Raw genomic sequence first — 14,103 nt, 5'->3', positions numbered from 1 at the left:
GCAGTGCATCGCTACAATCTGGCTGTATCCATATCACCCGACTTGTCTTGGTCACGAGCACACACCAGTCGAGAGCTGCCACCGCTTGCGTGGGCCGTTCGCTAGCCCTACAGACCGTTGCAATTACCGCGGGATCGTGCTCGCAGTCGATCGGCCCAGCGGGTGTCATCTCGCTCGAGCCAGTTGATGGCGGCCGCGATAGGAGTCGGCTGTGGTGACCGATTATCTTCCACCAACTGACCGTGGACAGTCACTCCAGCGGAGGACGCTGCAGACACGTCCTCGCCGTTGTTGCTGTATCGCCGAGTCGGCTCACCGGACGCGACGGATGCGGGAGGCGTCGTCCCTCACGTTCCGTCTGTCGGATGTCTGACTGAGTTTCAAGGCACCAACTGTGGTCACCGTTCGCATGGAACAGAAATATCGCCCCAAGGACACAGTCACAGCCAGTCTCGTACTGGGTCAGCGGATCGGCCGACTTCTCCTTCCACTTCTGGGTGCCGCCGCCATCACCGCCGGCGGCCTGCTTGTCTTCTTTTGGGTAGCCACCGCCCTCTTGGGTGCCCTATAGCTGTGGCGTACAGATAACCTCGCTCAAGCCCATGTCGTCCCACCGCTGCGTGTAATATACCCCAGCGAAGCGTACCGTCATCCTGCTGGACAGCCCGGTGCAGGCCCGGTTCAGCCCTCAGAACGTAGCCTCGAACGCGTCAGATTTTGTCGATGCTCTCTTCGAGAAGAGACTCGAGCGTTCGAATACGCTCTTTGAGAAACTCGACATCACCCTCAGCTTCTGCGTCGGTCCGGGAGTCTACTGCTTGGGAGATAATATCGTCAAATGCCGCTTCCATCTCTTGGAGTTCGATAGCCATCTGTATCCCGTCACGAACGAACTCACTCCGTGTCTGGCTCTGTTGTTCAGCAGCAGCGTCAGCGCTCTCGATCAATGCGCGTGGGACACGAACAGTGATTTTCCGTGTCTCTTGGAGATCAAAGTCGGTCGAAACAGCCGACTCCTGGAACCGAGAGCCACTCAGAACAGCTGCGACCTGATAATGCGTCGGACAGAGGCTGATCGGAGACCTGTCACGTGATGGTTGTGTGACTGAATACGTCGAGAGTGAATCTGTTGCACCACAGATCGCACATTCGCTCATATCTGGGTCGTGCTCAGAGTCGTCCGCTGAGGATGATCGTTCTGATGGCATCTTGCGTTCTCTCGTTACTTGTTTCCAACTATCTTATTCTAGCCTATTAGTTGTTCTTTCTACTAGAGTCATTCGAGGCTCTCCCCGGAGACTAGATTGATGTATCTACTTCTGGGAGAGCCTGCACGGGAGTGTTCTCCGCTTAGCGGGGCTCGTGTCCCTGCTCTCTGATCCGATCGAAGCAGCCGTTAACTAGTCGACAGGCCTGCCCCTGGTTTGTAGCCCGAGATCAGTCCAGTAGCAGTGTCAATAGCGGCATAGTGGCATGCCGTGGTCGACAGCGACCTCAAGACATCACCAGCGCGTGGGCCATCGCCACCGCGCCGAACCAGAAAGTACTCACACCCGCTCGCGAACCCCCCGACTAATGATCGCACCGGGCATATCTGGACTGATAGGCAGGACGGTGCTTCTTCCGCAGTTCCTTGAGAGCGCCCACGCTGTCATTGAGGGGGCAACAGGATGGCCGGGCCTGAGTATTGTCTTCCTCTACTCGTTTCTGATCGCGTTCGTGTTACCCGGTCCGAGCGAGATCGTCCTCGCTACTCCCCTCAACCTCGGTGTTCCACTCTGGCTACAGTTCGGCCTTATCATGGGGGTCAGTGCGACTGGTAAAACCGCCGGGAGTGTCGTCGCGTTTCGGCTGGGGCAAGAGGCAAAGCAGGCCGGACCGATCATCCGCCGGCTGCGCCGCTCCCGCGTCGGCATCATCACATGGGCTGAACACCGAACAGTCACACTCGCGCGTCGCTATGGCTACGGTGGCTTAGCGCTCGCGCTGTGCGTGCCGTTTTTCCCCGATACTCTCTCGATATATGCATTTGCCGTCCTCGAGGAGGACATGCCGAAATTCGCAGTTGCCACGTTTCTTGGGAGTCTTGGCCGCCTCGTAGTGACACTCGGACTCTTCGGGGGCGCTGCTACATTCGTATGAACGGCGGGCTGTCGACCTGTCGAGTGGTCTGGGTCGCTTCGATCTCGTGTTGCTCGAGCAGCACGAAACCAGTAGTACTCGTCCAGTGACGCCCATGCAGGCATAGCGCACTGCGTCGCGGCAGTCGTTATCAGCCACTGTCGGTCTGACCTGCGTCTCCTGTCGTTGAGGCACTCTCGGTGAGGTGCTGACAGTGCCTGGAGACAAACAGCTCGACCGGACTCCGCAAGCCGTAGTTGCGGCGACGGCCAACGCGAGTGGTGTCAGTGGGGTCCAATGTAGGAACTAGTCTATCAAGAGGAGATTGCCGTTAACCTCGAGTCGCTCGTGGACTGCGGCGCCTTCACCACGAGTTAGCGATGAACGATCGGGCTCCGGTTTTTCGATCGTGTTGAAGAAATCGTGGACGTTCCGTGGTCGATAGCGGTCGGCGGCGACTTCAAGCCCCAAACCGAGAGCCCGAAACTGATGGAAGGGACGCCTTCAACAGCATCCCACAGCTCGCCTGCATGGGTGTTACCCGTCCTCCGTGACGAAATAGGCGTCATTGCGGGCATAAGTCAGTGGCTCATGCGAGTATTCGACTACGATACCGAGACTGACGAACGACCAGAGGTGCTCGCGAACGGTCTGTGGCGCGCAGTCACTTCGGGTTGCAAGCTCGGTCACTGGCTGTGGCGCCTGTAGCTGGGCGATCACATCGTAGAGCCGTGCCTCGGCTGAGCCCTCGGTAAACGGGTTCGCTGTCGTCACCGCCTCATCCCCCTTTAGCGGATCAGGTGACATCCTAGTAGAGGCTCCGACGACGGCGCAGAAAAACCCGTCCCGTTGCAAACGACGTGCGTTCACTGCCACTATGTTATTGGAGTGCAGGTCACTGGGCGACACGGATACCGTGACCTCCTGTTGTTCACGACAGTTCGGAGATAAACTCGCGACAATGACATCCTCCCCGTCGTGAACGACGGGGTTTCTTCCGTGGGAGCCTCAGCTACGCTGATTCCCCGGAAGCAACATTCCCATCACAGTGGACGGTACTCGGGTCTGTGCGCTGTTCTTTGGGACTTTCATGAGAGCGTGGTGACTCCGACCAATCGTGGTCGTCCCACTCGAACCGCACGGGCCGTGCCATCGGCCTGACTGGTTCGCTTGTGTTCCGCTCTAGGAACGTTTCTGACGCCGTGAGGTCGGCGTGCCCCTCAAATCCACACGGACAGGTGAGCGTGTCCTGATGCCGTGTTGTTCGATCTGTCGAACCGCACTGCGGGCACTCTTGGCTAGTCCACGCTTCCGACCGAACCTCAACCGAGATACCGTACTCCTCGGCGGTACAGACGAGTCGTTCGGTGAACTTCTTGAACGCCCAGAAGTTGTAGGTCTTGGCGTTGGTTTCGACCGACCAGTGCGTTTCCAGCACGTCGATCAACCCACCGATGTACACCATCGAAACACCTTTATCGTACAGTCGGTCCATCAAGTCACGGCACAACGCTTCTTGGGCGTGGTCGCGGCGACGAGTTCGCTTGCGATACAGCCGTCGGATACGCTCGCTACTGTATCGGTCATCTTCGAGTTTCGACTGCAACCGGGCAATTTCTCGCGTCGTCTCGCGGAAGCGGTCGAACAGGTTCCGACCTTCGTACAGGTATTGCTCGCCGGTCGTGGTGGTACAGGCGATGAGATTGTTTGCACCAATGTCCAGAGCGGCCTTTTCCTCGGCCAGTGGAGTTGCCCGTGCATTGTCAGAAACAGTCACGGGTTGCGAAGCTCGGAAGGTACTGTCAGTCTCGTCGTACCACAGGTCCAACCGACCCTGTTTCTCATAGTCAGGCCAATTCGGAACGCCAGCGATTTCCAATCGAAGACGTCCGATGTGGTCGTATCGGTCTTTCAATTCGCTCCCGACCAGTATCTCAAGTCGGGAGCGGTCGCCCCACTCGACGGTGTACGAGGTGTTGCGAATGACAGTCTTAAGTTGGCGTCCATCGACCTCGTTACCACGGAATCCCGGTGGTTCGGGGTGTTCCGTAACCGACGTATTCGATTCGTCGTGAAATTGCTCTTTCAGACGGAAGAACCCGCGCCACGCTTCGCTGTTCTTCCGAATGACCTGTTGGGCGGTGGATGCACCGAGAACATCTTTGTATTTCCCTTCGAGTGTGCCGGTATCGGCGTCCCATACGTCGCCCTTGAATCCGTCTTTGTCATTGTACCGCATGAGGCGCAGGTAATTGACCTCGTTCCAGAGAGCGGCGGAAGCGTCCAACAGGTCCCGTAGCAGTTGCTCTCCATTGTCAGAGAGTGGCCGCACGGTGAACGTGTTGGTACGCTTCATACCACAATTTTTACGTCTTTGTGTCAAATAAGTCTTATGGGGCATGACGACTGAAACGCCACTCACCTGCTATATCTGCGGACTGACCAGCGATGATTGGAGGACAGTTGATATGATTGGATTGTTCGAGGAGCAAAAGGCGGCCCGCAAACGCTTTAAGGAAAAGCACGGTAAGGAACCAGATAGTTATCTGTTCGTCTGCCCGGAATGCGAGGAGGAGAATCCCCACCATGCCGAAAACTCCTACGAGAAATATGGGAAGTACCAATGAGGCCAGCAATTGACATTTCGCACGGTTTGCACGGGCGGATCAAAGATTACGCAGAGGCGAATGATATGGACCTCTCGGAAGCCTATATAGAGGTGTTAGAGACTGGTCTTGAAGCGTTGGAGACTCAGGAGTAGAGTAACATGGCGGTGCGTTAACCGAGTTTACGCGACTCATGCCCGCCGTAAACGGCGGGACTCTCTCGCTGTTAAAGGGTAGGGATAGTGGAGGTCATTGGCCGTACCACAGGTGGGGCACCGCTGCCGATCGGTCAGTGCCGAATTAGCCGCGGTCACCCCTTCAGCGTCGCTCTCCTCTAGTGATGGTGACTCCCTAGTGGACGGTGGCGAATTCCGGTCGTGGACTTCCTGGTCGGCCGCGTCACCAGTCGCTCTCCACGGGAGAAACACCAGTATCAGTACACAGAGCAGGCCGATTCCCCACCAGAGCGTCCAGTCCATGGGCCTCTGTCCCACGGGAAGTGCGAAAAACCTGTGTGCCACACTCATTGCTCACCAGTAGGAAGACAGGACGGAGAAACCGACTGTGGTGGTCGTATCGCTGGTAGCGGCGGTCAAGTAGGCCATGATATATGACCGCACGCCTCCGTCCCGGTTGGGACTGTCTCTCTTACCCTGTATAACTGATGGCCGCACTATGGCAGACTACCCTGGCGACAGTCTAGTCCTCAGATGCGCCGAGGGACTGCAGTCACCCTCGCTGAAATCCGATCTAGCGAGTTGTCCTCTCCCTATCGCATCGGGAAGGCAGTTTTCCCTCAATCGTCCGCGGCCCCGATCGTCTGCGGGTGGTGATGCTGCTCGCAGAGTTCCGTGAGTTGGTTGCACAACGCCGCGAGCCGATCACAGTCGAGGCACCATGGCGGACAGGCACCATCGTGGCGCAGCACCTTCGTGACTGTTTCAAGATCTGCGATGCGAACGCGGGTCCGGCCAGCCTCCAGGGTATCAAACACTCGGCACACTGCGAGTGGCGGCGGGTCGATAGCGCCGGGTTCCGGTGACGTCTGTTCTGCCTCGAGTCGCTCGAGCAATACGTGGTGGAGCGTCCACAAGTCTTCCCGCTGGAGTGTGAGCGTCACGGTACGTGCGGTCAGGGCTGACATAGTGTCGTCATGACTACTATCGATATCTGTCTATATAATATGTGCTATCAATTCACAAGATCTGTAACTACGATGTGAGGAGGTCAGTGCTCATCGGATTCTGGCCTATCGTACCTCTCTTAGGCAGTCGACCTATTAGAGGCGGAGTGTATCCGAGCTGGGATGGATTAGCAGCGATTACCACACCATAATGGACCGAAGTTAAACTATATTAATCAAATCAACTCTCAGAGTGGACAGTTATAAAATATAATTTGTATAAGTTATATAAGGAGAATAAGCTCTCCCCTCAAGAGGTATCAGGCTTTCTGAATGACAGCCAAGGCAGCTACATCAGTAGATATGACCGAATTACTCGTTGGTCTCCAGTTCGCTTACGTCGAGTTCGCCCTCAAGATACGCTGTTCCTGTATCCGTCAGCTGATAGAGACCAGTATCGACGGACTCTAGAAGCCCGGCATCAGATAGTGCGCTGCATCGTCTGCTCACATATTGCCGATCGTACTCGATATTCACTGCGAGTACTTTTGGAGAAACTAAGATTGGGTGAGCATCGAAAAAGAGCATAATCTCGTAGTCAACAGGTGCCATCCAGGATACCCGCTCAACCATCTGTTCGTGAGTGCCAACCAGCAATACAGAAAAATTAGCACTATCTAATGCAGGTGTGTATACGAACGTTGTTTTATTCAGTCAACATCCGTTGTCAACATTTATGTCAGTAGAGTTCATTGTATCAAGTACGGAAGCTATACACCACTCTCTCAGTTTGAGAGTCGCAAAGTAGCGGACCGGTGTTTGTGGCACCAGATCCGCGAGTAGCTTCCGTAATTAGCCACCGGAAGCCATGTCAAACGACGATTTGCGGGGTCTTGAAAGCCTCGACCGACGACACGAATCGACGACAACCACTCGAGTCCCTACTGATAGCAGCGAGCGGACCACGGGCTCGCGATCCGCATCGGACCTCTATACCGACGGAGGAACACCCGAGAACACGATCCGAGAACGCCTCGAGTTGATCACGGAACTTACTCGCAGTGTACTCGCGGACGTCCAGAATACCGACGATACAACCGCCCTCGAGGACCTCGACGAGGAAACACGCCGCAATGCGAAACGCCGGCTTCGAGAGATCGACGCAGAGACCAGACGCGTCGGACTCGAGCTGTTCGGGCCGGAGCTCTCGCTCCCCGACCACAAGGACAACGAGTCCACTGACGACGTACCCGAAGTCGTCCGCAGTGATTCATTTACGACGTCCTATCTGGGGCCGGAGCCAAGAGCCTTCCAGCGCGTCCAGGAAGACCGCAGCCCGAAACGCGAGACCGATACCCAGGACGATCCGAACCACAGCGACGGTGATCGCGATGAGCGATGACTCGCGTGATCACGCCGATGTTCAGAGTATTGCCCGCGAGCTCGAGGCCCTCAGTGACTACGTCACAACCCTCGAGGACCGCGTCGAAGCACTCGAGGCCGAGTGCGACCGGAAGGACGACCGAATCGACGACCTCGAGGCGGACATCGATGACCTCGAACAGCAACTGACCGAGTGCGAGTCCCGAACGAGTCAAACGGAACGCGCTGCGAAGGCGGCCCTTAGGAAAGCAGCCGCCAACAAGGATCGCGTCCGCGAACTCCAGTCCCGCGAACTCGAGAAAGGGGCCCACCTCCGAACGGATACTATCGACCCCCACGAAATCGAAGTTACCGGCGATCACCTCGAGAAGTTCACTACGGACGACGGAGACACCTACTACCGTGTGCCCGACTCGAGCGATCCGATCGACCGGACCGACGATGTTGCCCTCGCTCACGGCGATCTCCTTCCGATCCAGCAACTCGCCCGGATGGACGCAGACATGCGCCGTTCCACGGCGAACTCCCTCCCGACTCGATTAGCTGCCAGGCTCTGGCAGGCCAGAGCCGACCCCACGAGAGGCGACGATCCCTGGACGGACGGCTGCAAGTCCGTTGCCGAGTACGTCACCGCCTCGGATTTGAAACACTGGATCCGCCGCCAGGAAGACGGCATTAGCGAGACCTATGCGAAGAAACTCGTCTCGAGAACTATCGACGCCGTCCTCGAACTCTCGAAACACCGGCTGGCGGTCCGCAAGCGAACACAACGAAAGAACGGCCTCGAGTACACCGAACGCAGATTGGTCCTCCCGACGGATGCTGAGATCCCGGGCGAGACAAGGGCCTCGAGTGCCGGCCCAGAGACTGACTCGAGCACCGAAGCGATAGCGACTGGAAGCGGAACGGCCTCCGGAGACAGCTGACGTCTTCCGGTGACCGTGGACGGACTCCGCTGATCCCCCTCGAGAGAGCCTGCCCCTCTCACACGCCCCACTAATCTACCGACTGCGAGCGATTGGTCGCCGGGTTCGGTAGCTGTGGGTCTTCCTCTTCGAGCAGTCCTCGGCAGTTCCCAGCGAGACGGTCTTGGGTGGCTGTCCGGTGACGACAGCTGTCCACTGATTGAACTATCTCTAGTCGATTATTTTCCCATATTGATAATGATGAGTTACATCCTCACTCAAGCAGACCGAGTTCTTCGAGGCGGTTGACGATCACATCAATGGCCTGCTTAGCGTCATCCACCTTCTTTCCGCCAGTGATAACGAGTTTCCCGGAGCCAAAGAGGAGGGCGACGACTTCAGGTTCATCGAGTCGATACACGAGTCCGGGGAACTGCTCTGGTTCGTATTCGATATTCTCGAGTCCGAGACCAATCGCAATTGCGTTCAGGTTGAGATTACGGCCGAGGTCAGCGCTACTGACGATATTCTGAACGATGATCTCTGGATCCTCCTCAACTGGAATCTGGAGGTCACGAAGTTCATCGAAGACAATATTTAGGCTCTCGTGGACGGCTTCAGTGCTGTTCGCACCAGTACAGACGATCTTCCCGGAACGGAAGATCAGTGCGGCGGACTTGGGATTCTGGGTTCGGTAGACGAGACCGGGGAACTGTTCGGGGTCATAGTCGGCCCCCTCGAGGTCCATTGCGAGACTTTGGAGATCGAGTTCCTGTCCGATACCGGTCGATGCCACCACGTTTTCGATGCTAATAGATTCCTTCGGGCCAGTCATCAGTCACTAAAAGAGATGTATGTGAGGTTTATAAACTATCGGCCGTTCCTCGTGATTCCGAATGTGAGTGAAATTGAAACTATCTTTCGGTCATTAGAGTGGTTAGGTCATCGGTCTCTCCCTCAACGGGGAACGAATATAGTCCCTCACTTGGACTATGAGCCCTCGTAATTCATCCGTTCTGCCTTCTGGCTCATACTAGTTAGTGTATGGGTAATATCTTATGGAAATATTTATTTGTTCAGAGGCAGGTTCATCAGTATCAGAGCCAGTTGAGGTTGACCCAGACGGCAACGGCATTGAGGCGTTCGCAGCGATGTACATCAGGGAGGCTTCTGGAGCACAAATTCCAAAGGCAGCACTGTTTCAGGCCTACTCGAGATGGACCGACCAGCACGACATTGATGGGACAAACGCGAGCTGGTTTGGTCGAAAGCTTGCGAACGTCGTCGACTATGAGGATACCCGAGTCAGAGATGGTGACGATCTCGTGACTGTCTACGCCGGTATCGATCTGACCAGTGATGGATCAGAGTTCCTTGAGTGAGAGGTCCTATCAGAACGATGAATATAATTCAGCCACTTGGACCACTGAAAATCTCGTCCCCACAGACCACATTCCGAAATCCGAGTACTAACCGGTATATTTGCCATTTTCCGCCGTATCGACAAATTTGTTCAGGGCAAATTTCCCGTTCAGGTCACGGAATTGGTAACTGTTCAGGGCAAAACCGCAGTACGGAGGCGATGTTCAGGGCAAATCCACGCTCAAAACCAACTAGTATAGAACGGGTTGCACCCGTTGGACAGGGTAGCGAGCAGTCGACCGGATTATGGCGTGTTTATCAGCATACGGATAGGTGGTATGCGACCAGATGGACGCGCAGTACGAGGCGGATCGGCGATGTCTGAACGTACGATCTCAGTACTTCCCGAGCAGTTACGTGAGCGCGACCAGTGGGTGTGTTGGCGAGAAGAATCTCGAGACGGGAAGCCGACCAAGATTCCGGTGAAACCTGGGAGTGGTGAGTTCGCGTCTTCGACGGATCCCGAAACATGGACATCGGTCGAACCCGCGCTCGAGTACGCCGATTCGGGGGATGCAGATGGCGTCGGGTTCGTGTTCACCGACGATGATCCTATCGTTGGTGTCGATCTCGATGACTGCCGAGATCCGGAGACTAGGGACGTCGACGACGCAGCACAGGACATTATCGAGCGGCTTGATTCCTATACGGAGATTTCTCCGTCGGGAACTGGCTTCCATGTGCTCATCGAGGGTGAGCTCCCGGACGGACGGAATCGGCGTGGAAGCATTGAACTGTACGACACAGCCCGGTTTTTCACCGTGACCGGTGACTCCCTCGAGGAGATGCCCAGTCGCGTTGCTCGTCGACAGGATGCACTCGAGGCGATCCATCGTGAACACGTCCAAGACAGTGAGAGCGATGGAACATCTGAGTCAGGGTACCATGGTGTGACTGACGAGCAGGCTTCGACAGGCACAGCAGTCAATACCGACGTTGACCTCGAGGACGAGGACCTGCTCAAGAAGGCCCGAAACGCGTCGAACAGTGAGAAATTCGAGCGGTTATGGCGTGGCTCGACTACTGGGTATGATAGTCAGTCGGAAGCCGATATGGCGCTGTGCTGTCTGCTGGCGTTCTGGACAGGCGGCAACTACACTCGAGTGGATGCCCTCTTTCGGCAGTCAGGGCTTCTCCGGGAGAAGTGGGACGAGGTCCACTACGCCGATGGATCGACGTACGGCGAAAAGACCATCGAACGAGCGATTGCGAACACTTCCGAGTTCTACGATCCGGACGCTCGAGAGGACTCAAGTGAGGCGAGTTCCAGACAGAGCGAGTCGTCGACCGCCGGCAGTCGTGACGAACCAGCGCAAAATCATGCGTACTTGGTCGAGAAGAATCGACTGTTGACCGACCGCGTCGACGAACTCGAGGCAACACTTGAGGAGAAAGACGAACGTATTGCGGACCTCGAGGAGGCTACTGAAGCGCTTCGAGAGCAACTCAATAACTGTCAGGAGGCACTCGAGCGTCGTGATCAGTCTTCGAACCTTGAGATGGATGAGGCAGGTGCTGATGACAGTGACTCGATCTGGGGTCGTGCACGGCGGTTCGTCGGGGATGACAACTGAGACCTGTTCCAAAGCACTCTGACGGGTTTATCGACCCCCCAGAGGGGCGAGGGAGTAACATCACTCCCTGTGAACCATGAGTTCTCAGAAATCACAACCAGTTAGTCCTGAGTCTGAACCGCTTCAAAACCGTACAATTGGGGAATCCTGCGGCATTCCTCAACTCTCTGTTCCGAATGATCGAAGCACTACGTCGATAATCTCGTTCGTCGAATGGGCGCTCGTTGAACTCACACATGGAAATATCGGCGCTGAGTACCGGTCGTCACATCTCTGGGGTCAAAAACGAACACAGTATAGTGTAGCGGATTCCAAAGGAGAGTTCTTCTTGAAGCGACATCACAATGCTCGACTCGGCTGCCACACTGAGACACTCCGCCGAGAGGAACTCCGAACGGAACTCGTAAACCGATTATCAAGATCGCGTCCAGAGACATCCGATCCGGCTCGAGATGTGGCGTGTCGGTGTGACCACTTCGTTCTCAAGCCGGTCTAGCAATTCCGCCAGAAATAGTCTCCTACAAGTAGAGAAGAGTCGGCGCTAGTCTGAAGTACATGGACTTCGAACAAACGGATATGACCGATATGGATCGCATTCGTCCCGACGGTGGAATTGACGTGTTAGATCCCCCACCGACAGACATCATGGATGAAGAGACGCTCGACCCGGCAGCGCTTGCCCAGAACGCACCGAAGCTCGAGACGGTCGTGCAGCTGCTCAACCAGCCAGCGCTCGCCCGTGTGTACGTCTACGTCTGCTATTGGGGGCCCGTTTCGCCACCGGAGATTATGGACGGCCTCGAGCTATCGAAATCGACGACCTACGAGTACGTCGACCAACTCGTCGACCTCGGGCTCGTTGATCGAGATGACTCGACACGTCCTCAGCAGCTGACGGCCGATCCGATCATCATCGTCGAGCAGTACGTCCCCATCGTCATCACGCCGACGGTCCTGCACGCACTTGCACTCCAGGAAGTTGACGAGGACGTCGAGTATTTCATGGACCGCTACGGTGCTGGCAAACTCGTCGCTGCGCTGCGAGGTGCTGGGCTGCACTTTGCTGGGAAGACGACCCAGCGGATGGTCGCGACCGATATTGACGTTCGCGAAACCGAAGCGATGATGATCATCTACGCGCTCGAGCCAGCGCTGACTGTTGGCCGAACGCATGATCCGTTCTTCGAGCATCTATTTCCGGACGTCCATGATCAGATGGATCTTCCTTCCCTTGATGAGGCAGATGGAGCCCCGACAGAGTCGGATTCCCCCGAATGAGGCCGTTGAATGAGCCGAGGTAATCCACTCTCTCCCGAACAGGACGTCTTCGTCGATGCAAACATCTTCTTTGCCATCGGCCATCCATCAAATCCGAGATACGCACGGTTTCGGAGCGCTGTCCGGAACGCTGATGTCGTGTGCAAACTCCCCCAGCGCGTTATACGAGATACAGGAGAAAACCCACGGCTTTAGCCGTGGGATGAATCCATCACTGCTGAATCAAACCACGCCACGGTGGCAGGCCGACTCCCCAATGGTTAAGAAATACCAACACGACATATAAGATATGGATGTGCGGCGTACCGTCCTCGTTGCGCTCGACGTGGACAGCGACGACGCCGCACTCCTCGAGGACACTGTCGACACGTTTCTCTGGTCGGCACAGTACGTCGTCGACCACGCCTTCCAAGGCGAATACGTCACCACCAGCAAGACGACGCTGGACGATGAAACCTATGACGACGTGCGTAAGCAGACGGACGGTTTCAACGGTGGACTGGTGCAAGCCGCTCGGAACAAGGCCGCCGAAGCCTGCAAGAGCATCGTCGCACGCTGGAAGAACGGGAAGAAAGCCAGCAAACCCACGTTCACCAGCCCACACGTCGTCTACGACAAGCGCACCGCAACGTTCTACGACGACTATCTGACCCTCGCCACGACAGACGGTCGCATCGAAGTTGACTACGTACTGCCCGACGAGGAGAGTAATACACCGCACTCGGAGTACTTGTTTTCAGACGCGTACGAAACGACTGGTGCGGAACTGCACTACCGAGACGGCGATTGGGTACTTCATATCCACTGCAAGAAGGACGTGGAGTCTGATACGTCGGAGAAGGCGACCACCGAGAACGGAACGGTTCTCGGGGTTGACCTCGGCGTGAACACCCTCGCTGTCACCAGTACGGGCGCGTTCTGGACGGGCGACGAGTTTGACCACTGGCGATGCGAGTACGAAAAACGCCGTGGGTCGCTTCAACAGTGCGGGACGCGCTGGGCTCACGAGAACATCCAGTCCGTCGGGCGGAAAGAGGAAGGTCGGTTCACGTTGACGCTCCACCGCATTAGCAACGAACTCGTCGCGGAAGCTCGTGAGAACAGCTGTTCAGTCATCGCATTTGAGGATTTGACCGACATTCGTGAGCGAACTGGTGCGTCGTGGGGGCACAAGTGGGCGTTCGACCGCCTGTACGACTACGTGGAGTACAAAGCCGAGGAACACGGCATCGATGTAGAGCAGGTTGACCCTGAGAACACATCGAGATGTTGCTCACACTGTGGGTTCACGCACCCTGATAACCGCGATGGCGAGGAGTTCGAGTGCCTGAAGTGCGGGTATGAGAACCACGCTGACTACAACGCTGCGAAGAACATCGGATTGCGGTATCTCCGTCGCGACCAAACTGGGGGCGATGGAGGCGTACCCTTGGGCGTGCGCTTGAACAGCGGGATGTTAAACGTGAACGGAGGCTATTCTCCTGCCTTAACTGCGGCCAGAACGGGAGTCCACGCTGAATCCCACCGCTTTAGCGGTGGGTAGCTCAATTACTTGTTCGCATTAGAAGGTGACAACTGTCCATTCAAGGACCGGAATACAGGAATCTCCGTCTTCAGGGCCTACAACATAGTATTACCGCTATACTCATCTAGGGACAGCGGTGAGTAACAAGGACCAGAGTCCAGGAGCG

At 56.2% G+C, this 14,103-nt stretch carries 13 protein-coding genes and 1 pseudogene; 10 read left to right on the top strand and 4 right to left on the bottom strand.

What is annotated here, in order from left to right:
- Nucleotides 1–710: 710 nt before the first annotated feature.
- Nucleotides 711–1,208, bottom strand: a complete 498-nt coding sequence (locus LDH66_RS22200; RefSeq protein ID WP_226483252.1) for a ribbon-helix-helix domain-containing protein — start codon at nucleotides 1,206–1,208, stop codon at nucleotides 711–713.
- Nucleotides 1,209–1,575: 367 nt separating this feature from the next.
- Between LDH66_RS22200 and LDH66_RS22195 the strand changes: the two genes are divergently transcribed.
- The gene (locus LDH66_RS22195; RefSeq protein WP_319004379.1) at nucleotides 1,576–2,142 is read left to right on the top strand and encodes a YqaA family protein; all 567 of its coding nucleotides are present in this window, start codon (nucleotides 1,576–1,578) and stop codon (nucleotides 2,140–2,142) included.
- 991 nt (nucleotides 2,143–3,133) lie between these two features.
- On the opposite strand, the gene LDH66_RS22190 is transcribed toward LDH66_RS22195, so the two are convergent.
- Complete coding sequence (locus LDH66_RS22190) at nucleotides 3,134–4,477, bottom strand: RNA-guided endonuclease InsQ/TnpB family protein (protein WP_226483251.1); 1,344 nt, start codon at nucleotides 4,475–4,477, stop codon at nucleotides 3,134–3,136.
- A 43-nt stretch (nucleotides 4,478–4,520) separates the two neighbouring features.
- Between LDH66_RS22190 and LDH66_RS22185 the strand changes: the two genes are divergently transcribed.
- Nucleotides 4,521–4,748, top strand: a complete 228-nt coding sequence (locus tag LDH66_RS22185) for a hypothetical protein (RefSeq protein WP_226483250.1) — start codon at nucleotides 4,521–4,523, stop codon at nucleotides 4,746–4,748.
- A gap of 1,474 nt (nucleotides 4,749–6,222) precedes the next feature.
- Here the strand turns inward: LDH66_RS22185 and LDH66_RS22180 are convergent.
- A complete protein-coding gene (locus LDH66_RS22180) occupies nucleotides 6,223–6,483 on the bottom strand; it encodes a MarR family transcriptional regulator (RefSeq protein ID WP_226483249.1) in 261 nt (86 codons plus the stop codon).
- A 406-nt stretch (nucleotides 6,484–6,889) separates the two neighbouring features.
- Here LDH66_RS22180 and LDH66_RS22175 point away from each other — a divergent pair, with 406 nt between their 5' ends.
- Entirely contained in the window at nucleotides 6,890–7,252 is a 363-nt protein-coding gene (locus tag LDH66_RS22175; protein ID WP_226483248.1) for a hypothetical protein, read from the top strand.
- Complete coding sequence (locus tag LDH66_RS22170; RefSeq protein WP_226483247.1) at nucleotides 7,242–8,159, top strand: DUF8008 family protein; 918 nt, start codon at nucleotides 7,242–7,244, stop codon at nucleotides 8,157–8,159. Before LDH66_RS22175 ends, LDH66_RS22170 begins: the two co-directional genes overlap by 11 nt.
- A gap of 253 nt (nucleotides 8,160–8,412) precedes the next feature.
- Here LDH66_RS22170 and LDH66_RS22165 read toward each other — a convergent pair whose 3' ends face one another.
- Nucleotides 8,413–8,973, bottom strand: a complete 561-nt coding sequence (locus LDH66_RS22165; protein ID WP_226483246.1) for a TATA-box-binding protein — start codon at nucleotides 8,971–8,973, stop codon at nucleotides 8,413–8,415.
- A 247-nt stretch (nucleotides 8,974–9,220) separates the two neighbouring features.
- On the opposite strand from LDH66_RS22165, the pseudogene LDH66_RS22160 reads away from it, so the two are divergent.
- The 6 genes and pseudogenes from LDH66_RS22160 to LDH66_RS22145 form a co-directional block, all read left to right on the top strand.
- Nucleotides 9,221–9,520: pseudogene (locus LDH66_RS22160) on the top strand (hypothetical protein); the annotation flags it as partial.
- 357 nt (nucleotides 9,521–9,877) lie between these two features.
- Nucleotides 9,878–11,134, top strand: a complete 1,257-nt coding sequence (locus tag LDH66_RS22155; protein ID WP_226483283.1) for a phage NrS-1 polymerase family protein — start codon at nucleotides 9,878–9,880, stop codon at nucleotides 11,132–11,134.
- Nucleotides 11,135–11,210: 76 nt separating this feature from the next.
- Nucleotides 11,211–11,630, top strand: a complete 420-nt coding sequence (locus LDH66_RS23415; RefSeq protein ID WP_484549491.1) for a DUF8030 family protein — start codon at nucleotides 11,211–11,213, stop codon at nucleotides 11,628–11,630.
- Nucleotides 11,631–11,689: 59 nt separating this feature from the next.
- Complete coding sequence (locus LDH66_RS22150) at nucleotides 11,690–12,412, top strand: DUF7437 domain-containing protein (protein ID WP_226483245.1); 723 nt, start codon at nucleotides 11,690–11,692, stop codon at nucleotides 12,410–12,412.
- A gap of 9 nt (nucleotides 12,413–12,421) precedes the next feature.
- Nucleotides 12,422–12,607, top strand: a complete 186-nt coding sequence (locus LDH66_RS23410) for a PIN domain-containing protein (protein ID WP_484549490.1) — start codon at nucleotides 12,422–12,424, stop codon at nucleotides 12,605–12,607.
- A gap of 94 nt (nucleotides 12,608–12,701) precedes the next feature.
- Entirely contained in the window at nucleotides 12,702–13,955 is a 1,254-nt protein-coding gene (locus LDH66_RS22145; RefSeq protein ID WP_226483244.1) for an RNA-guided endonuclease InsQ/TnpB family protein, read from the top strand.
- Nucleotides 13,956–14,103: the final 148 nt, after the last annotated feature.

It is taken from the genome of Natrinema amylolyticum, from assembly GCF_020515625.1.
GTDB classification, from domain to species: Archaea; Halobacteriota; Halobacteria; order Halobacteriales; family Natrialbaceae; genus Natrinema; species Natrinema amylolyticum.
Note: the sequence above shows the minus strand (reverse complement) of the source record. Positions and strands in the feature narration are given on the sequence as shown.